We start from the raw sequence: 23790 nt of genomic DNA, 5'->3' as shown, positions 1-23790 counted from the left end.
ATCAGTTCTCCACATCCTCTAATTTTTTTGTAAGCAGGTTGCTGATCAATGTAATAATTAAGGTGAAGATGAAGATCAGGATCGCAATTGTATTCGCGTAACCGTAATTTCCTGTCGTCATACCCACTTTATACATGTAAGAGGCCATAACTTCCGTGCTTCCGTACGGCCCGCCTTTGGTCATAACCATGACGATATCCATCGCTTTCATCGCACCCGTGATAGACAGCAGGACGATAACCGCGAGGATCGGACGGATCAAAGGAACCGTAATGAGAAGCGCTCGCTGAAACCCGGTGGCTCCATCGATTTCGGCAGCCTCGTAGACTTCTTTGGAAATTCCGAAGATTGCAGCCAGGACGAGAACGATATAAAATCCGGTCCACTGCCAGGCATTCGTCAGAAGAATGGAAAGCATAGCTGTGCTTTCGTCAGCCAGCCACAGATGGATCAATTTATCCAACCCGATCGACTCAAGCAGCTTGTTCAGCAAACCTACTGTCGGGTCAAATACGACAACAGTCCAAAGTACCCCTACGACGGCAGTCGACAAAATACTCGGCAAGAAAACGGTCGTTTTATAAAAACCGCGTAATTTTCTGACTTCCGAGATTAACACCGAAAAAATGACGATAACCGGAACTTGAATAAAGACGGAAAACAAAATAAAGTAAAGGTTATTTTTGACCGAGATCCAGAAATACTCATCGTTAAAAGCTTCTTTAAAATTATCCAATCCGTTAAAAACAGGTGCAGTCAGACCATCCCAGCTAGTAAACCCGTATCTGAATGTTGTAAGAAGCGGGAACATATAAAATGTCAAGTAGAAAAACAGGGTTGGAATAATGAACACCAGGTATGCTAGAGGATTTCGATAAACCTTGTTCATAGCAGCCTCCATCCTTCACACTATGCGAATAAGAACGGGTACCACGTGATGTGATACCCGTTATTTTTTTATCTGCTTATTTTAGATTACGTTACTAATCTTATTTTGCAGTCTTTTTGTTTTCTGTTTCTTGGGATTTTTGAATATCAGCCAGCAGGTCCTGAACGGATTTTTTGCCGCCAACGAAAGCTTGGATTCCGGATTCAAGATCAAGCTTCACTTTAGGCTGGATCAGGGAGTCGAAAGCCGGGAATGTTTTCTTGCCTTCGGAAGCTTTCAGCATTTCGGCAATGATCGGCTTGTCGCCAGTGGAGCTAAGCTTCATGGACGGGAAGAATCCTTCTTCTTTCAGCTGACGAAGTTGATATTTTTCGGTGAAGAAGACTTTGATGAATTCTTTTACCACTTTTTTCTCGTTTTCGTTCAGCTTAGCGGAGAAGCCGAAGCCGTTGGAGTACGAACCGTTGATCAGATCGTTACCTTTGCCGCCTTCTACAGTCGGGAAGTTGAAGAAGCCGAGGTCAGCAGCCATTTTGGATTGATCCGGGTTGGAGTACTTCTGGTTCGCCCAGCCTCCGTCGAAGATCATAGCGGTTTCGCCGTTAGCGAAACGGTCTTGCGTTTGGGCATATTTCAGTGCAAGAGCATCTTTGTTGAAGTAGCCTTTGTCGATCAGGTCTTTAAACATGGTGTGACCTTTGACGTAAGCTTCGTCCGTCCATTTGCTTTGGCCGGATTGGAGGCCGTCAACGACTGATTGGCCGCCTACGCGTACGTACAGGGTGTTAGGAAGCATGTTCAGTACCCAAGCTTCGTTGCCGCCAAGCGCCATCGGAGTGATGCCTTTAGCTTTGAACGTTTCGCAAGCTTTCAGGAACTCTTCGTAAGTTTTCGGAACTTCTACGCCGTTGTCTTTGAAAATTTTCTTGTTGTAGAACATGCCTTCCAGGTAACCGGCGATCGGAAGACCGTAAACTTTGCCGTCAACCGTGAACTCGGAAAGATCAACGAATTTGTCTTTCAGGCCAAGCTCGTCAAGGATCGGCGTCAGGTCAAGCAGGTTGTTTGTTTTCGCATAGTTCTTTGTATCGGTACCACCGAAAAGTTCGAAAATTTTTGGAGGGTTACCGGCGGCCATTTCGGCTTTCAGCTTTGTATCGCGGTTAACAACTTCGTCCACGCCTTCGGATTCGAATTTCAGGCCGGGAACGTTAGCTTCAACTTCTTTAAGAGCATCCTCGAACATAGCCTTTCTTTTCTTGGCTGTGTCTTTGATTTGCGTATGACGGAAAGAAACGGTAAATTCTTTCGGCGCAGCGCTTCCGTTCGGAGTTGTTGTCGCTCCAGTACTTCCGCCATCTTTGCCACAAGCGGAAAGAACGGTTGTCAGTCCCACGGCTACGGCCATGATTGTCGCCAGTTTCTTTTTCATTTGTAGACCTCCCCAAAACGTTTGAATTTGTGTCTTACAAGTTTGATTATAGGGACGTTGCCCTTCTTACGGCAGGTCCTCATTTCAACAATACAGGGATAAAATCCTCTCACTAGAGGGGGAAAATAGTGGGCCCTTAGTCCTTAATCCTATTTATAGAAATTAAGGATTCCTTTTACATTTTATTAGGAAGTAATCCAACTTAACCTCTCGGCATTCTCCCCTGCTCCCTCCTTATACTGCCCCTTGATTCGACACGGTTAGCGCTTCCCCCCGTTAGTTTTACAAAACCTTCAAGCCCAATTGATCTGAGCAAAATAGTCCGTACGTACACTTAACTCTGAAAGAGAGGGGGATCAAGAATCGATGAATACCGTCGATGAATCATTGCCAATCCGGGTCTCAACCGCTCGGGGCATCCGGACCGCCTCCTGGTGGAACCGCGTCCGAGAAGCGGGGATCGGCTATTTGTTCCTGCTGCCGTCACTGGCAGGGTTCGGGATTTTTTTGTTTTATCCGTTCTTCCAGTCCTTATATTTAAGCGTACACAGTACGAATCTCAGGGGGAAAATCGCCGAATATGTCGGCTTCGAGAACTACCGGGAACTGCTTACCTCGGAGAAATTTTATCATAGCCTGGGCGTTACGGCCCAGTTCGCTCTGCTTACGATCCCGACGACAATCGCAGCGGCTCTGCTCCTTGCCGCGCTGACACACAGGGGGCTGAAGGGCAAGAGAGTCTACCAGTTCATTTTTTCCCTGCCGATGGCCCTATCGGTCGGCACCGCTTCCGTGATCTGGGCCCTGCTCTTCCATCCGACGGCCGGGATGCTCAACTACTGGCTCGGCCTGCTCGGCCAGGCGCCGATCGCCTGGCTTTCCGACCCGAGCTGGGCGCTCTTCTCGGTCTCGCTGATGACCGTATGGATGAATCTCGGCTTCGCCTATATCGTCCTGCTCAGCGGGCTGCAGAGCGTACCGGAGGATATGTACGACAGCGCCAAAATCGACGGCGCGGGTCCGATGCGGACTTTCTTTAGAATCGTGCTTCCGCTCGTCTCCCCCACCTTGTTCTTTGTCGGTGTGGTTTCCCTGATCGGGGCTTTTCAGTCTTTTGGCCAAATCCAGATTCTGACCAAAGGCGGTCCCATGGATACGACCAATGTCATGGTCTATTCCCTTTACCAGGAAGCGTTTGTCAACTTCCGCTTCGGCTCCGGCAGTGCGCAGGCCATCCTTTTATTCGTGATCGTCCTGTTCTTCACCTTCGTGCAGTTCGGCGTTCTGGAAAGGAAAGTGCACTACTCATGATCCGGCCCTTACAAAAAACCGCCATCTACGTAGTTCTGACCGCGGCTGCCGCACTCGTTCTCTATCCGCTGTTCTTTACGTATGCGTCCACATTTATGACAGCCGGAGAAGCCGGCCAATTTCCGCCGCCCCTGCTTCCCGAAAGCCTGTACCTGGGCAATCTGAAGAAGGTGATGGAGCTTGTGCCGATCGGGGCTTTTCTGACCAACAGTTTTACCGTCTCTCTGCTTATTATGGCAGGGCAGCTGTTTACGGCAAGCCTCGCGGCATACGCGTTCGCTTTCGTCCGTTTTCCGGGCAAAAAGTTCGTGTTCCTGCTGTTTCTGAGCACCATGATGATCCCTTGGGAAGTGACGATGATTCCCAATTACCTGACGATTCGCAGCTGGGGATGGACCGACACTTACGCGGCGCTTGTCGTCCCTTTCCTTGCGACCGGGTTCGGAACGTTTATGCTGCGCCAGTTTTTCATGCAGCTGCCGGGCGAGCTGTTCGAAGCCGCCAAGATCGACGGCTGCGGGCATATCCGCTGCTTTTTTTCCATCGCATTCCCGCTGTCAAAGCCCGGTCTGGCGACCCTGGGCGTCTACAGTTTTCTCAGCGCCTGGAACAGCTATCTCTGGCCGCTGCTCGTCACGAACGATCCCGCGAAACGCACCGTGCAAATCGGCATCTCCATGCTCCAGTTCGAAGAGTTTACGTCCTGGAACCTGGTGCTCGCCGGAGTCGCGCTCGTTCTCCTTCCTTCTCTGCTTCTGCTCGTGCTCGGGCTTAAGCAGCTCGTCCGCGGCCTCACGGTAGGGGCCGTTAAAGGCTGACCGTTTATCCACCATTTTGATTGATAAAAAGGAGAGACATTCCACATGTTTTCGTACAAATCGTCCCGCCGCACTTCCGTAATGGCTATGCTTCTGGCTTCCGCTCTGCTCATGCAGGCTTGCGGCGGCGCAAACGACACCGCTCAATCTTCCAACAAAGAAACTACGGGGTCTGCTTCCGCAAAAGAAAACGCGGCCTCACCGGTAAAAATCACCTTCTGGCATTCCATGAGCGGCGAGCTCGGGAAAGTGACGGACAAGCTGATCTCCGACTTTAACGCTTCCCAGAAAGATGTTCAAGTAGAAGGCATTTTCCAGGGAACTTACGACGAGAGTCTGAACAAAATGAAAGCGTCCATGGATTCCAAAAGCGGGCCGTCGCTGATTCAGGTTTATGAAATCGGCAGCCGTTATATGATCGATTCGAAAGCCATTACGCCCGTGCAAAAGTTCATCGATGCCGATAAATACGATCTCTCCCAGCTGGAAGAAAACATTACCCAGTACTACACCATCGGCGGCAAGCTGAATTCCATGCCTTTCAATACGTCTAACCCGATCCTCTACTATAACAAAGATATGTTCAAAGCCGCCGGTCTCGATCCGGAAAAGCCTCCCGTTACGTTCGATGAAATCACCAAAGCGGCACAAGCTCTTTCCAAGGACGGTAAAGCGGGTGCGTCGTTCGCCATTTACGGCTGGTTTATGGAGCAGTTTTTCGCCAAACAGGGAGCTGAATATGTCAACAACGGCAACGGACGCACATCTCCCGCGACGGAATCCTATGTAAATAAAGAAGCGGGCCTCAAAGCCTTAACGTGGTGGAAATCTATGGTCGACAACAAAACCGCGCTTAACCTCGGACGTAAAACCGACGATACCAAAAAAGCTTTCGCGGCGGGACAAATCGCCATGATGCTCGATTCCACCGCCTCCCTGAAAGGCATCGTCTCCACGGCGGAAGGCAAGTTCCAGGTAGGCACGGCTCCCCTGCCGAAACCGGCGGACGCCGCAGAAGGCGGAGTTGTCGTAGGCGGCGCCAGCCTTTATATTACGAACAACAAATCGGAAGCCGAACAGAAAGGAGCTTGGGAGTTCATCAAATTCCTGACCTCCCCTCAATCCCAGGCTTACTGGCATGTGAATACAGGCTACTTCCCGATCACGAAAAAAGCCTATGACGAGCAAATCGTTAAAGATAACCTCGTTAAATACCCGCAGTTTAAAACGGCAATCGACCAACTGCACGGAAGCAAGGCCAATACGGCCACTGGGGGCGCTGTAATGGGCGTATTCCCTGAAGCGAGACAAATCGTCGAGGGTGCCATTGAGGAAGCCCTGAACGGCAAGAAAACGCCTCAGGCCGCTCTTGATGAAGCCGCCAAGTCGATTACAGAAAAGATCGGCAAGTACAATCAGACGGTTAAATAAGTTAAAAGCAGGATAGAAGCGGACAGGATAACAAGATGAACCTGCCGTTCCGGCAAAAAGAGCACAGCCCCGTGAGGCTGTGCTCTTTTTGTATGCTTGCTTCAGCGTGACGCACGCTGCCTTAGCCGCATAACCTGCGATTCGGGATGACCCGGGAAAACGTTAGTCATCCGCAGGCAGGCCGATTCCAAACTCCGGATTGCTCCTCATCGTTCGAGACCCTTCCCGCTGCCCTCAAAGAAATAGCGGAGCCTATGGATGCTCTCCACCGGATACGGCACCGCCTCCGGATGAGCTCAGTAAACCTGATTGCGCCCGTTGTGCTTCGCGCGGTACAGCGCTTTATCCGCTTCCTCGATCAGAAGATCGGGTGAAACCTGGGGAAAAGTAGCCGCCCCGATCGAGATCGTCAGGCGGATCGCCTTCCCGTCTCCGAGCAGGAAGGAATGGCGCTCCACTCTGGAGCGGATCTGCTCCGCATAGTGCAAAGCTTCTTCGCGCCTGCAATCCGGTAGCAGGACCGCAAATTCTTCCCCGCCGGTCCGGCACACTTCATCCATCCTGCGGGATGAATCTCTCAGCAGCACCCCGATCTGCTGGAGAACCGCATCCCCTGCAGGGTGACCGTACGTATCGTTGATTTTTTTAAAATAATCGATATCCAGCGTCAGCAGGGACAGTTCCTCCTGTTTACGATCCGCCGCTTGAACGAGCTCGTTATAGAGCCTGTCAAAGGTGCGGTGATTGTTCAGGCCCGTCAAAAAATCGACATGCGACGCTTCTTTCATCAGCAGAAAAAGCTGGTGGGCTCTCACGATATAATCGACCATGTAGCCGATAAAAAATCCGCCTACCGCCAGTGTGCCGAGAATAACCGGCATAATAGGCAGGCTCGTCGTACCTATGGCGGAAAATATAGAGGCTCCGGTCGTGACCAGGAGGACCGCCATCATTTTCGCCCAGCGCGACCAGTACCGCTTGTCCGCACTTCTTAATACAAGGCCTCCGGCAAGAGCGATAAAAAGTACATTCGCCGCGCCAATGAAGGCAGACAAGTTGGGGCCCCCGAACAAGACGATGCGCGCCGCGGCAATGAGAACGGCGGCAATAAAGCCGGAATAAATGCCTCCGAAATGCACGGCCAGCAAGACGGCGTACCCGCGGAAATCAACGATGGTCTGGGGAGCGATCGGAATGCTGAAATACATTAAGACGATTCCGAATGCACCTGTCGCCAGACCGGTCTTTATCCGTGTCCATAGCTTCGTGAAATCCAACCGTTCATCTTTGTAGAGCTGACTAACGGCAAACAGAAAAGCAAGGAGGAGAGCAAAATTGACGATTAGTTCCTTTACGATGTAGAGGCACCTCCATAGAGGTTTGACTCGACTTTATAAGCCAGTGTACCTATTATTTGTACCTTCTTTAATACTGCGGACCTAGTTCAAATTCCTGTAAAAAAAGACATGCGTCAGAGAATTATCTCCGGCGCATGTCTAATTGTGTCTATTTTTAAGAAGAAATAATGGAAATTATTTGCCCAGCATATGGATCGGGTGGCCAAGCGCGCCTTCGGCGGCTTCAGCTACGATCTCACCAAGCGTCGGGTGAGCATGGATCGTGAGCGCGATATCTTCGAGCGTAGCTCCCATTTCGATCGCCAGACCGATTTCGGCAATCAGGTTCGATGCTTCAGGTCCTACGATTTGGGAACCGACAACAAGACCGGTGTCCTTGTTCGCTACGATTTTAACGAAGCCTTCGGTGGCGTTCAGGGAAAGAGCACGGCCGTTAGCGGCATAAGGGAACTTGCCTACGGAAACGTTCATGCCTTTCTCTTTGGCTTCGGTTTCGTTAAGGCCTACCGAAGCGATTTCCGGATCGGAGAATACAACGGCCGGGATGGCCTTGTAATCGACAACGCTAGGCTGTCCGGCAATAGCTTCCGCCGCCACTTTACCTTCGTAAGAAGCTTTGTGCGCCAGAGCCAGGCCTGGAACGATATCGCCGATAGCGAAGATGTGCGGAATGCTCGTGCGGCCCTGCTCGTCAACTTCAATCAGACCGCGGTCGGTCAATTTCACGTTGATCAGGTCGAGGCCAAGCTCGCCGTCCGTGTTCGGACGACGTCCGACAGTTACGAGCACGTAGTCGGCCGTTACTTTTTTCTCTTCGCCTTTGACCGTGAACGTTACCGTTACGTCGTTCTCGGTTTGCTCGGAGCTTTGAGCGAGAGCTTCCGTGAACACTTCCACGTTCAGCTTGCTCAGGTTTTTGGCAACCAGGCGGGTCATTTCTTTCTCGAAGCCCGGAAGAACCGTATCGGAACCTTCAAGTACCGTTACTTTCGTTCCGAATTTCGCGAAGGTTTGACCCAGCTCGATACCGATGTATCCGCCGCCGATCACTACCATGCTTTTCGGAATTTCTTTCAGTTCCAGAGCTTCGGTCGAGGAAAGAATACGTCCGCCGAACGGGAACGGCTTCAGCTCGATCGGACGGGAACCTGTCGCGATGATGCAATGCTTGAAACGGTAACGCGGAGCTTCCTGCTCATTGAAAACACGTGCTTCGTTTTCGTTGATGAACATGACTTCGCCCTGGAACATTTGCACTTTGTTGCCTTTGAGCAGACCGGCAACGCCGCTGGTCAGCTTTTTCACGACGGAAGCTTTCCACTCTTGGGTTTTCGCGTAATCCAGCTTAACGTTCTCCACGCTTACTCCCATCACTTCGGAATGCTGGGCCGCTTCGTACTGGTGCGCCGCGGAAATAAGAGCCTTGGAAGGGATACAGCCGCGGTTCAGGCAGACGCCGCCCCACTCGGATTTATCCACGATCAGAACGCTTTTGCCAAGCTGTGCAGCGCGGATGGCAGCCACATAGCCGCCGGGACCCGCACCAATTACCAGAACGTCAATATCTAAAGAAGCATCTCCTACTACCATCGCTTTATACCTCCATCACGAGCAGCTCGGGATCGTTAAGCAGCTGCTTGATATAGTTCATGAAATTTTGAGCTGTTGCGCCGTCAACAAGACGGTGGTCGAAGCTGAGAGACAGAGCCATTACCGGTGCAATGACGATTTCACCGTTCTTCACGACAGGCTTCTCGGAAATACGGCCGGTGCCGAGAATGGCAACTTCCGGATAGTTGATGACCGGAGTGAAGAACATGCCGCCTGCGGAACCGATGTTGGTGATCGTAATCGTGCTGCCTTTCATTTCGTGCGGAGTCAGTTTGCCGTCGCGGCCGCGTGTGGCCAGATCACGGATGGAATCCGCAATCATCCAGACATTTTGACGGTCCGCATGGTGAATGACAGGTACAAGGAGACCGTTGTCCGTATCCGTCGCGATACCTACGTTATAGTATTTCTTGTACACGATTTCCTGCTTCTCTTCGTCGATCATGGCGTTCATGACCGGGAACTGGCGGCAGGCCGCTACGAGCGCTTTAACGATGAACGGCAGGTAAGTAAGCTTAACGCCTTTCTTCTCGGCAAGCGGCTTCGCTTTGGTACGGAGCGCTACGAGCTGTGTTACGTCGACTTCGTCCATCAGCGTCACGTGAGGAGCCGTATGCTTGGATTTAACCATGGCATTGGCGATCACTTTACGGATGCCTTTGAAAGGAATGCGCTCTTCTTCCAGCTCGCCTTGTACCGCAGGTGCGGAGGCCGCTTTGGAAGGAGCCGCTTTCTCCTGTGCAGGCTGATCGGCCTGTGCCGCGGATGCGCCGCCGCCGGATACGAAGCCTTCGATATCTTCGCGGGTAATGCGGCCGTTCTTGCCGGTGCCGGAAACTTCCGCGATGTTGATGCCCTTCTCGCGCGCAAATTTGCGGACGCTAGGAGTGGCCAGAATGTCTTTAGGGGCAGCCGACGGCTTGCCGCCTTCGGATTTCTTCGTTTCTTCCGGAGCCGGAGCTGTCGGAGCGCCTTGGTCTTCCTTCTTAGGAAGCTCAGTCGAAGGCGCGTTGGAAGGAGCCGGTGCAGCCGCTTCCGGTGAAGGAGCCGCAGCGGAGGTTTCCGATTCCGGAATCTCGCCTTCCGCGTCGATGATCATGACCACTTCGCCGACGTGGCAAACCTGGCCTTCCTTGATCAGCACTTCCTGAATCTGGCCGTTAACCGGGCAAGGAACTTCCACGACTGCTTTGTCGTTCTGAACTTCCATCAGAATCGTATCGTCATCAACCTTGTCGCCCGCTTTAACATTGACTTTGACAATCTCGCCTTCGTGAATGCCTTCGCCAAGTTCCGGGAACTTATATTCAAAACGTGCCAAGAAGAACAACCTCCTATATTGAGTAGTAAAATCGTGGAGCCGCAGGCAGGATTAGAAATCCAGCACTTGGTTCAGCCCGTCGATAATGCGGGCAGGTGTCGGAAGCCACTGATCTTCGATTTGGGCAAACGGATAAACCGTATCCGGAGCGGCAACGCGGAGAACCGGCGCTTCCAGATGCAGAATAGCCTTTTCGTTGATTTGTGCGATAATTTCAGCAGCAGCACCCGACGTTTTCTGTGCTTCCTGCACCACAATGGCACGGTTGGTTTTCTTGATGGATTCGACAATCGTGTCGATGTCCAAAGGCATCAGCGTACGGACGTCGATGACTTCCACTTTCACGCCGCGGGTTTTCTCGATCTCTTCCGCAGCTTTCAGGGAAGTGTGAACCATGGCGCCGTAAGTGATGATCGTAGCGTCGGAACCTTCGCGAACGACGTTCGCTTTGCCCAGCTCTACCGTGTACTCGCCTTCCGGAACTTCCTGGCGGAACGAACGGTACAAGTTCAGGTGTTCCATGAAGAATACCGGATCGTTGTCGCGGATCGCCGCGATCATAAGACCTTTCGCATCGTACGGGTTAGAAGGAATTACTACTTTAATACCCGGTGTCTGGATCATCAAACCTTCCAGGGAGTCCGTGTGAAGCTCGGCTGCCTTAACGCCGCCGCCGAAAGGCGTACGGAATACGATCGGAGCCTGGTAGCTGCCGCCGGAACGGTAGCGCATACGGGCTGCCTGTACAGCCATTTGGTCCAGCGCTTCATAAATGAAGCCCACGAACTGGATTTCAGCGATCGGACGGAAGCCCTGAGTCGCCATACCTACCGCCAGACCGCCGATAGCGGATTCGGCCAGCGGAGTATCGAATACCCGATCCTCGCCGAATTCTTTCTGGAGTCCTTCCGTTGCACGGAACACGCCGCCCACATGGCCTACGTCTTCACCGAACAACACAACGTTCTTATCTCTTGCAAGCTCTACGCGCATAGCGTCTTGAATCGCCTGAATCATCGTCATTTGTGCCATGACATCTACTGCCTCCCATATCGTTCTTCTATCAAAGAACACGGCCTTAGACCGGAATATTTAGTGTAAAAAGGGCTGGCGGCCGTCCAAAGAGGCCGCTGACCGTCTGCTGGTTGCGTCTGCGGTCTCGCTTAGGAGAACTGCGCTTTTTGCTCTTCCAGGTGCTTCGGAGTCGTTTCGAACATGGAATCGATCAGGCCGCCTACCGTCATTTTCTCGGTTTGCTCGGCTTTTTTGATCTGCTCCGCTACAGTCGCTTTCGCTTCTTCTTTCACTTTCGCTTCTTCTTCCTCGCTCCAGAGGCCCTTCTGCGTCAGATAAGTACGGAAGCGTACGATCGGATCTTTAGGCGCCCATTCGCCTTCTTCGTCCTTCGTACGGTATTTCGTCGTGTCGTCCGCCATGGAGTGCGGCTTGAAACGGTAAGTAAGGGATTCGATCAGCGTAGGACCTCCGCCGTTGCGGGCAATTTCGGCCGCTTCGGATACGGCCGCGTAAACGGCCAGAACGTCCATGCCGTCTACCTGCACGCCGCGGATACCCGCTGCCAGCGCCTTATGGGCGATGGATTGAGCGCCGGTCTGCTTGGAGAACGGAGTCGTGATCGCATAACCGTTGTTCTGTACCATGTAAATAACCGGAAGCTTGAACGCTCCGCCGAAGTTAAGACCTTCGTAGAAATCGCCCTCGGAGCTTCCGCCGTCGCCGGTATACGTAATGGCAACGCGCTTCTCGCCTTTCTTCTTGAACGCCATACCGATACCGGTAGCGTGCAGGATTTGAGCGCCGATGATGATTTGCGGCATCAGGACGTTCACATCCGCAGGTACCTGGCCGCCGTGCTGATGGCCGCGGGAGTATAGGAACGCCTGATACATCGGCAGACCGTGCCATACGATTTGCGGCATATCGCGGTAGCCCGGGCAAATGAAGTCTTCTTTGTTCAGGGCGAATTCGCTGCCGATCATGGAAGCTTCTTGTCCGGAAACCGGCGCATAGAAGCCAAGGCGGCCTTGACGTCCCAGATTGATCGCGCGTTCGTCCCAAACACGGGTGAACACCATGCGGCGCATAAGTTCTTTTAATTGATCGTCACTAAGTTTCGGCAATTTCTCTTCATTAACCACGGTTCCGTCCGGCCCGATAATGGTCAAGGGCTGTACTTGCTCGGAACTAACTTCATACTGCGGCTTGCTCATGTGATTGTCACCTCATCTATGATTTTCATGCCAGGAAAAAGACTTTCTGTTATACTAATTATTATAAACCTGTTTCGTATGGAATATCAACAGGTAACTTGCTGTAATAACGCCCGTATATCGATTCGGGATAGTACAGATGTTTTATATATATAATACAGATCAACAAAACCTTTACACTATTATAATACAACCTCCTTTAAAGGAGTAAAGAAAGGATGCCCGTTATGACCGATTCCAGACACTATAAAAGAATCATTGTAAAAGAGGAAATCAGCTCCAAACACCTCAATTCGACACGATCCGTGCGTATTTTCCTGCCTCCGGGTTATAACGAAGTTCTGTCGTATCCGGTCATTTACTGTCAGGACGGAGAAGAATTTTTTAACTTCGGCCGGATAGCGACCACCATGACCGCAGGCATTCTCGATCACGGCTGGGAGCCGGCCATTATCGTAGGCGTCGACGTGAACGTCAAAATCCGGACCTCGGAATATTCGCCGGATGGGGAAAACCACGAGGCGTACATCCGCTTCTTCGCGGAAGAGATGCTCCCCTTCGTCGAGTCCAAGTACGCCGTACGCACCGACAAAAGCGATCGCGTCTTGGCAGGAGATTCCCTCGGAGGCACGGTTTCTCTGCATCTTGCCCTAACTTATCCTCACCTCTTTGCAAGAGTTATATCCCTGTCCGGCGCTTTTTTGGAACCGACCCGCAGCCGTCTGCAGTCCGAGGGAGATCTTTCCTGGCTGGAGCTGTACATGCTGATCGGCTTGGACGAGGAAGAGGTTAAGACCGAGCGCGGCACCTTTGACTTCGTGGAGGCGAACCGGCTCTCGAAAGCTCTCTTCGAACAAAAAAATGCCCGGCTCTTCTATGAAGAAAAGCCGGGTAAGCACGTGTGGGGCTTCTGGCAGAAAGAGCTTCCCGCGATTTTGGAAAGATTTTTCGGCTAACTGTCTAAACGATAAGAACCTCCATGTCCACGAGAAATTACGTGGACATGGAGGTTCTTTGTCGTGTACGGGCGGCTTGCGCCGGCGAAGCGCTAGTCCGTAGCCTTGAAGCCGTAGCGCTCCCGCATCGTGCGCATCATCGCCGCGATGTCTTCGTCCGCAGCGAATTCCCGGTAATCCGCTGCACGCACCTGCGTCTGACGGGCGAGCCATTCGCCCGTCAGACGGCAGAACGCGGGCGAAGTGAGCCCGGCGCCCGCGTACTCGGCGAGACTCGTCATGCGCCCGGGCTCCACGTCCGGGTAGTTGTCCGGCGCCGCGCCCTGCCCCGCCTCGTCGTAAAACGAGCGCGCCACGGCGGCTTTCTCCGCCCCGGTGCCCTCCACGACGACGAAAGCCTGCACCGACAGCGCGCGTGCCTGCCTGCGCTGGGCGATGCCGCAGAACTTGCGGCCGCCAACGCTCAAATCGAAATCGCCGGGGCAGTAGGAGCCGGCGATTTCCCCTTTGGCGACGCCCGTATTCCAGTCTGCCAGGACACCGCCCAGAAAGCGGTACATGGTTTCGAAATCATCGTGAAAATCTATTTTGCCCACAGGTTTGGGTGTAATCAAAGTTACATTCACTACTCCCGGATCCAGCGGCACGGCTGCTCCCCCGGAATTGCGCACAATCACCGCTCTTCCTTCCCTGCCTATTCTGCCCGCCGCTTGGGGGGCATGAGGCAGCCGGCTGTCTCGGAGACCGAGTACCAGACCTTGGGGGTGCCTCCACAAATGAACGATGGGGTCGGCTCCTTCTCCCACTTTGCGGATGAGCAGCTCTTCTAGGGCAAAAGGAAACAACAAATCCGCATCCAAGTCCCCGGAGCGGTCAAGGAGCGTAATTTTTTCGGGTAATAACGGCAATGATTCCATTCGGCAATCTCCTTCTGTCTATCGGTCCATCCTCTGAAAAACTTCGGCACGGCTTTAATCGTTTATTTGTTTATTGTAGGGGAAACCGGGCGCCTGCCGCAAGGACGGGTTTATTTTCTCCCATCAGGATGTGAGGTTGTGGCATTTTCCAAGTAGGAAAATTGTATAACTCTATCGAAGTAATACACAGCCCAACAATTGTGGAAAAAACTGCCTAGGTATACTGTCCTAAGTTCATCAGGAATATGGGACAAATTTCCTATAAAACCCTAAAGATAGTAGGCGAACCGTATGTCAATCAGTTTTCATGAGGTATTGTTTAACGTCCTGATATCGTGTTCACCTGTCATCGTGTCCCCTTTCTTCGATGAAAGCAATCCGTTAAGCAAGAAATCGTATAAACCTATGATGACGCTCGTCAGTATTCTGGCCGCACTCGCGTGCGCGACTTATCCTTACAGCTCCGGCAGCGGTATCAAGCAGAGCTTATTCATGATTCCCGTCGTCAGCAGCTTTCTTCACGGGGGGCTTCTTCCGGCTTCAGCCGTTACGGCCAGCCTGCTGCTGCTTCACGGATTCGTTTTTCCGGCCTCTCTTCCGACGGACGCCGTCTTTTTGCTGATTTGCGCCTGTTTTGGCTGGCTGTATCTCAAATTCTGCAAGAAAAACGGAGGGTTATCCGCTTTTTTATGTCCCGTCCTTCTGTCCGCCGGCCTAGGCTTTGTGTTTATGGCTATTCAAATCTTTTTCCATCGCAAGAACCAGCTGCCTCTTGCACCTGATTTTTTTTCCTTTCACGCATTCTCTATTTTATTGCACGGTATTTCCATGGCCATTGTCATCTATTTGTCTGAATTTATCCGGGATAGCCGAGTCAATCGCCTGGAATCGCAGCGGGCGGAAAAGCTGAACGTCCTCAGCGAATTGGCCGCTTCCGTGGCGCATGAAATCCGTAATCCGATGACGGTTGCCAGAGGTTTTTTGCAAATTTTATCCCAAACGGAAGTTAACGAAGAAAAGAAAAAAATGTACACCTCGATGGCGATCGAAGAAATGGACCGCGTCCAGCAAATTATTACAAGCTATCTCGCCTTCGCCAAGCCTCAAGCCGAAATAACCGAGCCGGTATCCGTAAGCGGTATCATAGTCAACCTGGTCCAGCGCATTCAAGGGTACGCCGGCAGCAGCAAGGTTCAGCTGGAAACGCACGCTCCCCCGTCTTTATGGATCACGGCAAACGCGGAAAAATTGATCCAATGCCTCGTGAATCTGTCTCGGAACGGAATCGAAGCGATGCCGGAAGGAGGACGCTTACGAATAGAAGCTTATCCCGAACCGAAAAGCGTCTGCATCTCCATCGAAGATACCGGAATCGGGATGGACGCGGAAGAAATCGCCCGCCTCGGCTCCCCTTTTTATTCCACGAAGCAAAAGGGGACCGGACTCAGCGTCATGGTGGCGTTCCGCATCATCGAAACCTTTAGCGGAAAGGTGCAGGTGACGAGCGTGCCCGGCCGGGGAACCCGCGTGCTTGTCACACTCCCCCAAGCGGCGAAACCGCCCCAGTTCGCTTCCGCGCAAGATCAGTTTGGCTGATCCGCCAGCATGTCCATGATCTCACGCGCCAGCGGAAGCGCTTCTGAAGGCGCTTCCGGCGCAGCTTCGCGAATGACGACAGCTACGGCATAGCGGGGAGCATCGACGGGCCCGTAGCCGATAAACCACTGGTTAACGGTCTCATGCGGTCCCGACTGTACCTGCGCCGTGCCTGTCTTTCCGGCCAGCGGCCACTTCGCCGCATTCAGCTGTCCCGCCGTTCCGCTCCGCACGACGAGTCTCATCTCCCGCAGGAGTTCACTTGTTGCCCTAGGAGAGAGAAATTCCTTCGCACCGGGAAGAAATTTGGGCGGAAACGAGTCCAGAGTCAGGCCGTCCCGGAACCGGACCTCTTTCACGAGGCGCGGAGCGCGAGCTTTTCCCCGGTGCAGGACGGTTACGACCAGATTCGCCGCCTGAAGGGGCGTCACTTGGACGTCCCTCTGGCCGATGGCGGTCTGCAGCCGGACTCCTTCATCGTCTCTTGGCGTTTGTGCGCCGAAGAGCTGGCCGCCTTCCTCACCGTCGAGTTGAGCGACCGCGGCCCCTCCCGTGAGGCTCCCTTTCCATCCGACTGGAGCCAGCAGCCCCAGATTCCGTGCATAGGTTTCCAGCTCGTCCGAATCCAGACGCCGCATCACTTCGCCGAAAACGATATTGCACGATTGGGCAAATCCTTCTTCGAACGTAAGCTTTCCGTGACCCTCCTTCTTCCAGCAGGTAAACCCGTATTTTCCCCATGCCCCGTGGCAGTCAAAAGTCTCATCCGGCTTAACAATGCCTTTCTCGAGCGCCGCTGCGGCTACAACCGTTTTGAAAATCGAACCCGGCGCGGCGGCTTTGACTCCCAGATTGGCCCAGTCTCCCTCTATCGCGTTGATCTCCCCCGGATGGAATGACGGTTTGGAAGCCATCGCCACGATATCCGCATTGGCGGCATCCAGGACGACGACCGCCCCTTTTGTAATTCCCCGTCTCGTCATCCGTTCTTCGATGCTCCGCTGAATACCCGAATCCAGTGTAGTCATCAACTGCAGGGGATAACGGGACTGATCCGGCGAAATCAGTCTGGCGCTTAGAGCGTCCAGCGGCCGTTTACCCGCATCCGTAAACACGGATAAAGTGCGTTCCCCGATGCCCCGCAGCCGGGACTCGAACGTTTTCTCGAGTCCGGATACCCCGATCTCGCTGGTAAGCGTCAAATGTCCGGCCGCAAGCTCGCGGGCATACAGGCCGGAGATCCGTTCCGGGTTCTGCCCGATGTAGCCGATCACCTGCGCTGCGGCGGGATGATCCGGATAGCGGGTTTTGTAATCCGTCACCTGCACGTAAGAAAGCCCGCTCCCCTCCAGCAGAGCGATTTGGGACGGCGTTAATTCCAACGGTTCTTTTACAGACTCGCCGGATTTGGAAGAAGCCGATTGGCCGCCGTTCTTTCCCCCGTCCGGAGTCGTCAGGCTCCCCGTCCATAAAAGCGGCTCCTTCACCTGTTTTACAAAAGCCTTCCAGCCGTCCGCCGTCACCCCGAAAGCCCCGCTAACCTTCCGAAGCTGTTCGGCTGAGCCCGTGTAATCGGGATGGACCGGAAAGATAATGGCCGTCCGGATTGTTTTGCCGGTCAGAGGCTTCAAATTCCGGTCGTACACGTCTCCTCTTCCCGTATCGAGCACAATGCTTTTCTGACGCTGCAAAACGGAGTTTTTGACCAGGTCTACTTCATAAGACGAAAAGCGGTGGGGTCTCAGCACCTGGATCCAAAATAACCGGGCGGCCAGGAGTGCCAGAATGCCGGTCAACCCGAGCAGCAGCAGGAGTTTGCGGCGTGGGTCCGTTTTGCTGCCGTCGATGCGGTTGATGCTCCTGCTGCCCACGTCTCTGCTGCTGTTGCTACTGCCGTTGCTACTGCTGTTGCTACTGCCGTTGCTACTGCTGCCGTTGCCGCCATTGATACCGTTGATACCAATTCCCCCAAGCCAGATCCCCGTTCCGGCATCTGTCTTTTCTTTTCCGGCAGTACCGGGTAATTCTTTGCCCATACATTCACCGCTCCCGTGTCCGCTTCTTTTCATTCCAGTATAGACAAGGGGGAATGAGCCCAAACCTTCCATTCGGGGACGAAAAAAAAGAAAAACGCCCCTTCCGGTTTTCCGGAAACGAGGCGTTCTTTGTGTATCACAATGTAAATTTGGAAAGCGTGTCTTTCAGGGAGTTCGAAAGGTTCTCCAGTCTGTCGGACAGCTTCACCAGATTCTGACTGATGCTGAGCTGCTCGGAGCTGAGGGAAGCAACTTCCTCGGAAGTCGCCAGGGATTCCTCCGCCACGGCACTCACATTCGTCATCGCATCGGACAAGACGGCTTGCGACTGATCGAGCTCGCTTATCGATTCCGTCACCGCGTTCAACCGTTCGATAAATTGGCTCATGTGATTCTGGACTTGGGCAAAAATCCCGTCCGCCTCTTTCACGGCACCGATTTGCTGATTGAAGAGCGGGTAGGCTTGATGAAGCACGTGGACGGTTTCGTCGATTTCGCGCTGAATCGTTTCCGTAATCTGGGCCACAACGTCGATGGACTGCTTGGACTGATCCGCCAGTTTGCGGATTTCATCGGCGACCACCATAAATCCTCTGCCTGCCGTTCCGGCTCTTGCAGCCTCGATCGTTGCGTTAAGAGAAAGGATATTCGTCTGCTTCGTCAGATTGTGGAGCATCTCCAATATTTTGCGGATGGACCGGGTGCTCTCTTTCAGGTTGTCGACCTTCTCCACCATGGAGCGGGTCATCACTTCCGTCTGGCCGGTTTTGTCCATCAGCTCTTCCATGTACTTCGTGCCCTGCTCGCCCGAGCTTCGGACGCCGGAGGCTGCCGTTCCCATCTCCAGGTTAGCGGACATCACCTGTTTCATTTTCTCGCCGATATGATGCGTCAGCTCGTTCCCGCGTTCGGACTCGGAGGCGAGCCCTGCGGCTCCTCCCGAGATCTCGTCGGTTGCTACCGCGATTTCCTTGGCGGAAGTCGCCGTAATCTTAGAGGCGTTCGCGACTTCGGAGGCCGTGTTCAGCACTTCCTGGGCGGATTCGTTCGTCTGGCGGACCAGCGTCGTAATCTGCTCCATCATCATGTCGAAGTTTTCTCCAAGCATGCCGATTTCGTCCCGGCTCTTAAGATTCGCGCGGACCTTCAGGTTGCCCTGGGCGCCCTGCTTCATAAGCCCGGCCAGTCCGGCCAGCGGCCTGCCGATCATTCTCGCCACGAAAATGCCGATCAAAGCGGCGATAACGGCCGCCGCAAGGGCGATTACCAGCGTCAGGTTGAAGATTACGTTCGCGTCTTTAACCAGTTCTCCGACCGGCATGCTTCCTACGAGGAACCAGCCGGTACCGGCGAATTTCGAGTATACGTTCTGAGTCTGTTTATCCGACGAGAGGAAGTCGCCGGCATCCGTCTTCTGCTTCTCCTCACTGATCGTAACCGGGGACGGTTTTGCGAGAAGCTCCTGATCTTTCGCATAAATCAGCTTGTTGGACGCATCCGAAATGTACATCGTGCTGTCATCGCCGAGCTGGATAAGCCCGAGCTCTTTTTCCAGAATCGACGTAGGAATCTCCATCAGAAGCATCGCGATCGGCGTGGAAGTGCTCGTCGAGTTCAGGTAGCGGCCCATGGCGACACTCGGTTCTCCGCTGAAATAACCTTTCGGTTTCGTGTCCAGCCACAGCGGCTGCCCGCTGGTTTTGGAAACGGCCTGGAACCAGTCCGTTTTTGTAATTTCTTCCGTCGTAGCGTTCAAGGAAGCTCCGTTGGAGTTGATCATATGACCGTCTGTTTTTAACAGCGTCATGCTTTTGATCGATTTGTTGGAAAATAAATAGGAATTCACTTTTTCCGTAATTTTACGGGTGACTTCGAGCTGCTCGTATGTACCTTCTTTAACTTCGTTGCGTGTATCAAGCAGGCGCTGCAAATCGGCGTCGAGCATCATCTGCATCGTTAAATCTTCAAAGCCGCCAAAAAGAAGATCGAGCTTCTGGCTCGCCTGAATCATGGTCTGCTTCGACGCTTCGCTCACTTTGCCGCGCACGACGCTTTTCGAAAGCTGGTACGAGGTGATCCCCACGGTCAGAACAAAAAATAAAATACTGACGATAAAAATAAGAAACAATTTCATGCCTACGGATTTTGCCGGGTTGCTCAATCCCATAGAGGAAGAAAGAAAACCGCCTCCCGATCCTCCCGGCTTCGGAGCGCCCCCTGACGGAGCTTGTTTCTTTTGAAAACGCTCTCTTAACTGGGTTGCTGTCTGTGTGAGTTTTTTGTTCATGGGCACCACCATCCACTTTTTTTAGGAAGAAAGTCTTACGCAAAAACTTAATATCCCCAGTATTTTCTACTTTTGTTTTAATGTTCGACGACGATTTGTGTTTTTCCTCTTCGATTTGTGCCATTTTTCCTATAAAATTATCTTTTTTTGATTACACAGACCTAGAAATAAAAAAAAATACCGCCCGGCTTAAGCCAGTCGGTATTAAAATCCATTAACGGGTACGTTTGCGCATCATATCCAGCGGTTTAACCGGCTTCTCGGTTTGAATGCGGATAAGCTGTAGAGGATGACGAGCCGCATCGAGCTCGGCGCCTTCCTCGTCGCGAATGACATCCACCCGCTGCTTGAAGTGCGTGCCCCCCGGACCGAAAAATTCCACTTCCGTACCCGGTTTGAAGTAATTGCGCTGCTGGATGACGGCGGTTCCCGTCTTCTCGTCATACTCCATGACTACGCCGACGAAGTCGTAGCTCGCCGCCTTGTCCTCCGGTCCGAAAATATGATCTTCGGGACCGGGCGCTTCGAAGAAAAATCCGGTATTCAGCGGACGGTTAGCCGCTTTATTGATCTCGTTGCGCCAGAGCGGTTTGACCTCATAGGCTGCCGGATTTTCAAAATAGCTGTCGATGGCTTGGCGATAGGCATTCACAACCGTCGCCACGTAATGGATGCTTTTCATTCTGCCTTCGATTTTAAAACTGTCCACGCCGGACTCGATCATATCGGAAATATGCTCGATCATGCATAAATCCTTGGCGCTCATCATAAACGCATCTTCCTCTTCACCGTAAAGGGGAAAATCGGGCGCAAGCGGATCGGACAGAGGAGCTCCCTTCGCGTACAGGTCGTACTTCCAGCGGCAGGACTGGCAGCACCCTCCCCGGTTGGAGTCGCGGTCCGTAAAATGATTGGACAGCACGCAGCGTCCGGAATAGGAGCTGCACATCGCGCCGTGAATAAACGCTTCGATCTCAATATCGACATGACGTTTGATCTCGTCAATATCGCCCATGCTCACTTCCCGGGCGAGAACAACCCGCTCGATGCCTTCTTCTTTCCAGAACTGCACCGTCTGCCAGTTCATGACCGACTGCTGGGTGCTCAGATGCACCTCAAGCTTGGGAGCCACGCGTCTGGCGGTGTCCATAATAATCGGGTCGGCGGCGATGATAGCCGAAATGCCAGCTTCCTGCAGTTCTTTCAAATACTCTTCAATTCCCTCGATATCTTCATTGTGGGCATAAATATTCGTCGCCACGAAAACTTTGGCGCCGTAACGGTTAGCGAATTCGACGCCTTCGCGCATCTCTTCGAAAGTAAAATTGTCGGCGTTGGAGCGCAGACCGTACTTCTGGCCGCCGATATACACGGCATCGGCCCCGTAATGTACGGCAAACTTAAGCTTCTCCAGACTTCCCGCCGGGGCAAGCAGTTCCGGCTTGTCCAGACGAACGCGTCTGCCGCGCGCACGCTCGTTAACAGCTGCGGCCATACTCATGGTGGTTCACCTCAATATACTTGTTCTTTGTAGAAAAAGCCAAAAGACAATTCCCTGCTCGGATCCTGCAGGCGTCGGATAGGCTCCAGCATTTCGTCGTTGAATTTGTAAGAATCCGGATCCGCACAGTAGGCATCAATCACTTGACGGTATGCCCTTACCACGGTTTCGTTATATTCGGCGGATTTCAGCAGTCCTTCAATCTTAAGGCTGTCTATGTTCCCCTTGAGCAGCTCATGAAGATCTTCCAGCATGCAAATATCGTCGGAGCTCATCACGTGGGTGCCGTTGCTGTCTTCATAAATCGGATACCGCTCCTCCTGACGTTCCTGCTCAATCAGAAAAAGCCCGTTATCCATGGAGCGGTCGACACTGTTTGCATCTTTCCCCAGATGCTCCACGTAATTGGCGACCAGGCTGCGGCGGGAATGGTAAATATTCGTCAGCCCGTGCACTTGAACTTGGACTTCCAGCTTGGCGTGACGCTTGAATTCAAGCGTTTCCTCAAGGTTCAGTTCCCTAGCCAGAACCGCACGCACGGCTCCGCGGGACGCCCAGTAATTCGCGGTAGCGTAGTTCGTCGTCGTCATTTCCGCATTCCAGTGAAGCGGGAGCTTAAATTCCGCTTTGTTCACCATCCGCAGTATGGCGGGATCTCCATATACGGCTCCGTCCACACCGATAGCGGAGATGGCCGCAAGATATTTCTCAACTTCAGGCAGCGCTTCGTTATCGAAAACATTGTTCACAGCCGCATAGACTTTAGCGCCTTTAGCATGAACGTAAGGAACCAGTTCCTCCAGATCTTGAATCGTCACATCGCCCGGAAGGCGCATGCCGAATGCCGCTTCGCCGATCAGTACGGCGTCCGCCCCGGCTTGTATGAATCGCTTCGCTTCCTCTACTGTTCCTGCCGTTATAAGCAGCTCGGGTTTTGAAATCAACCTCGTCACCTTCTTATTTCGCGTTTTTCTCGGTTTGCTTGCTCTTCTCGATGTTGGCCAGATGCTGCGCATAGGTTTCTCCGAACAAATGTCCCTGGCTTCCGTCTTTTTTCGTTACGTAATAAAAGTATTTCGACTCCGCCGGATACAGCGCCGCCTCGATGGACGCCAGGCTTGGACTCGCGATGGGACCCGGAGGCAGTCCCGGATTTTTATACGTATTATAAGGGCTTTCGATTTTCAGATCGCTTTCGAGCAGTCTTTCTTTCTGCTTGCCCAGCGCATACTGCACGGTCGCGTCGATCTGCAGCGGCTGTTTGATTTTCAGCCGGTTGTAAATGACGCTTGCCACGAGCGGACGTTCCTCGTCCACCACCACTTCACGCTCGATCAGGGAAGCGATCGTCATCATTTGATGGAATGTCAGCCCGCTTGCCTTCAGCTTGTCCTTCCAATCCGCGGGAAGGCTTTGCAGCCGTTTGTCCAGCTGATCGACCATGAGGGTGATCATTTTCTGCTCGGTAGCATCCTTGGGGATATCGTACGTATCCGGGAACAGATACCCTTCCAGCCTATGCTTGAGTTTGGTATCGGCCGGAATTCCGGCAAGCAGTTCTTCCCCTTCCGCAGGTTTGTACGCTTCCGCCGCCTTAACGAAGGCAGACGCTTCCATCCCCTTATGCTGTCCGACTTTGTCGGCAATCTGCGTGACCGTGTATCCTTCGGGTATAGTCAGGCGGTTCGCTTTTGCCGTCTGCCCGTTGTTCAGCATCGCAATGATCTCGTCCGTTCCGATCCCGGGCTTCATCGCATACTCGCCGGCCTGGAAACGTCCGCCTTCGTTCTTCCATTTCAAGTAATACATAAAAACGGAGGCGTTGCGGACAAGGCCTTCCTTCTCAAGCTTGGAAGCGATATTTTTCACGCCGTCGCCGGATACGATCTCGACCTTCTTTTCCTGATCGGAAGCCGAGGTCGGCTGCAGTTCTCCCCGTATATAATAAGCCGCGGCCGCAGCACAGCCGGCTAAGAGCAGAACAATTACCAGCAGCCCGGTCATCAAGCGTTTTATTCGTGATTTAGGACGATGCATAAGTGCCTCCACAATAGTCATCTTGGTCAATCATTCGCATGAAAAAGAGCGGATTTGA

At 52.9% G+C, this 23790-nt stretch carries 18 protein-coding genes; 5 read left to right on the top strand and 13 right to left on the bottom strand.

The annotated features are described in order from the left end of the window. Position 1 precedes the first annotated feature (1 nt). Both ABH899_RS00925 and ABH899_RS00920 read right to left on the bottom strand, forming a co-directional pair. On the bottom strand, positions 2-889 hold the full coding sequence (locus ABH899_RS00925; RefSeq protein WP_369993198.1) for a carbohydrate ABC transporter permease: 888 nt from the start codon (positions 887-889) through the stop codon (positions 2-4). 100 nt (positions 890-989) lie between these two features. After that, positions 990-2321, bottom strand: a complete 1332-nt coding sequence (locus ABH899_RS00920; RefSeq protein ID WP_009673299.1) for an ABC transporter substrate-binding protein — start codon at positions 2319-2321, stop codon at positions 990-992. A gap of 366 nt (positions 2322-2687) precedes the next feature. Between ABH899_RS00920 and ABH899_RS00915 the strand changes: the two genes are divergently transcribed. From ABH899_RS00915 to ABH899_RS00905, 3 genes are all read left to right on the top strand, one after another. Then, complete coding sequence (locus tag ABH899_RS00915; RefSeq protein ID WP_369993195.1) at positions 2688-3632, top strand: carbohydrate ABC transporter permease; 945 nt, start codon at positions 2688-2690, stop codon at positions 3630-3632. Further along, positions 3629-4450, top strand: coding sequence for a carbohydrate ABC transporter permease (locus tag ABH899_RS00910; protein ID WP_009673345.1), 822 nt, complete (start codon positions 3629-3631; stop codon positions 4448-4450). Before ABH899_RS00915 ends, ABH899_RS00910 begins: the two co-directional genes overlap by 4 nt. 81 nt (positions 4451-4531) lie before the next feature. Continuing rightward, a complete protein-coding gene (locus tag ABH899_RS00905; RefSeq protein ID WP_369994068.1) occupies positions 4532-5881 on the top strand; it encodes an ABC transporter substrate-binding protein in 1350 nt (449 codons plus the stop codon). A gap of 296 nt (positions 5882-6177) precedes the next feature. Here ABH899_RS00905 and ABH899_RS00900 read toward each other — a convergent pair whose 3' ends face one another. From ABH899_RS00900 to pdhA, 5 genes are all read right to left on the bottom strand, one after another. Further along, entirely contained in the window at positions 6178-7158 is a 981-nt protein-coding gene (locus tag ABH899_RS00900) for a diguanylate cyclase (protein WP_369993192.1), read from the bottom strand. A gap of 255 nt (positions 7159-7413) precedes the next feature. Beyond that, the gene (gene lpdA / locus ABH899_RS00895; RefSeq protein ID WP_218228264.1) at positions 7414-8829 is read right to left on the bottom strand and encodes a dihydrolipoyl dehydrogenase; all 1416 of its coding nucleotides are present in this window, start codon (positions 8827-8829) and stop codon (positions 7414-7416) included. Positions 8830-8833: 4 nt separating this feature from the next. After that, entirely contained in the window at positions 8834-10171 is a 1338-nt protein-coding gene (locus tag ABH899_RS00890; RefSeq protein ID WP_009673302.1) for a dihydrolipoamide acetyltransferase family protein, read from the bottom strand. 51 nt (positions 10172-10222) lie between these two features. Further along, entirely contained in the window at positions 10223-11203 is a 981-nt protein-coding gene (locus tag ABH899_RS00885; RefSeq protein WP_009673352.1) for an alpha-ketoacid dehydrogenase subunit beta, read from the bottom strand. A 131-nt stretch (positions 11204-11334) separates the two neighbouring features. Further along, a complete protein-coding gene (pdhA, locus tag ABH899_RS00880; RefSeq protein WP_009673331.1) occupies positions 11335-12402 on the bottom strand; it encodes a pyruvate dehydrogenase (acetyl-transferring) E1 component subunit alpha in 1068 nt (355 codons plus the stop codon). Positions 12403-12629: 227 nt separating this feature from the next. Between pdhA and ABH899_RS00875 the strand changes: the two genes are divergently transcribed. Then, complete coding sequence (locus ABH899_RS00875) at positions 12630-13358, top strand: alpha/beta hydrolase (RefSeq protein WP_369993187.1); 729 nt, start codon at positions 12630-12632, stop codon at positions 13356-13358. A gap of 92 nt (positions 13359-13450) precedes the next feature. On the opposite strand, the gene ABH899_RS00870 is transcribed toward ABH899_RS00875, so the two are convergent. Next, positions 13451-14275, bottom strand: coding sequence for a lipoate--protein ligase family protein (locus tag ABH899_RS00870; RefSeq protein WP_369993185.1), 825 nt, complete (start codon positions 14273-14275; stop codon positions 13451-13453). Between the two features lie 291 nt (positions 14276-14566). Here ABH899_RS00870 and ABH899_RS00865 point away from each other — a divergent pair, with 291 nt between their 5' ends. Continuing rightward, positions 14567-15871: an ATP-binding protein gene (locus tag ABH899_RS00865; RefSeq protein WP_369993182.1), complete on the top strand. Its 1305-nt coding sequence runs from the start codon at positions 14567-14569 to the stop codon at positions 15869-15871. Here the strand turns inward: ABH899_RS00865 and ABH899_RS00860 are convergent. The 5 genes from ABH899_RS00860 to mltG all read right to left on the bottom strand — a co-directional run bounded on the left by ABH899_RS00860 (position 15859) and on the right by mltG (position 23732). Continuing rightward, positions 15859-17907 (bottom strand): peptidoglycan D,D-transpeptidase FtsI family protein, encoded by a 2049-nt coding sequence (locus ABH899_RS00860; RefSeq protein ID WP_369993180.1) that lies wholly within the window; start codon positions 17905-17907, stop codon positions 15859-15861. The two genes, ABH899_RS00865 and ABH899_RS00860, sit on opposite strands and share 13 nt — an antisense overlap. Positions 17908-18043: 136 nt before the next feature. Next, positions 18044-20194, bottom strand: coding sequence for a methyl-accepting chemotaxis protein (locus ABH899_RS00855; protein ID WP_009676577.1), 2151 nt, complete (start codon positions 20192-20194; stop codon positions 18044-18046). Positions 20195-20408: 214 nt separating this feature from the next. Then, entirely contained in the window at positions 20409-21689 is a 1281-nt protein-coding gene (locus ABH899_RS00850) for a peptidase U32 family protein (protein WP_369994065.1), read from the bottom strand. Between the two features lie 17 nt (positions 21690-21706). Beyond that, positions 21707-22639 carry a peptidase U32 family protein gene (locus ABH899_RS00845; RefSeq protein ID WP_369993179.1) on the bottom strand — a complete coding sequence of 311 codons (933 nt, stop codon included), beginning with the start codon at positions 22637-22639 and terminating at the stop codon, positions 21707-21709. Between the two features lie 13 nt (positions 22640-22652). Then, positions 22653-23732, bottom strand: coding sequence for an endolytic transglycosylase MltG (gene mltG / locus ABH899_RS00840; RefSeq protein ID WP_369993177.1), 1080 nt, complete (start codon positions 23730-23732; stop codon positions 22653-22655). Between the last annotated feature and the right edge of the window lie 58 nt (positions 23733-23790).

Source organism: Paenibacillus sp. RC84 (genome assembly GCF_041260495.1).
In the GTDB taxonomy this organism is placed as follows: Bacteria; Bacillota; Bacilli; order Paenibacillales; family NBRC-103111; genus Paenibacillus_F.
Note: the sequence above shows the minus strand (reverse complement) of the source record. Positions and strands in the feature narration are given on the sequence as shown.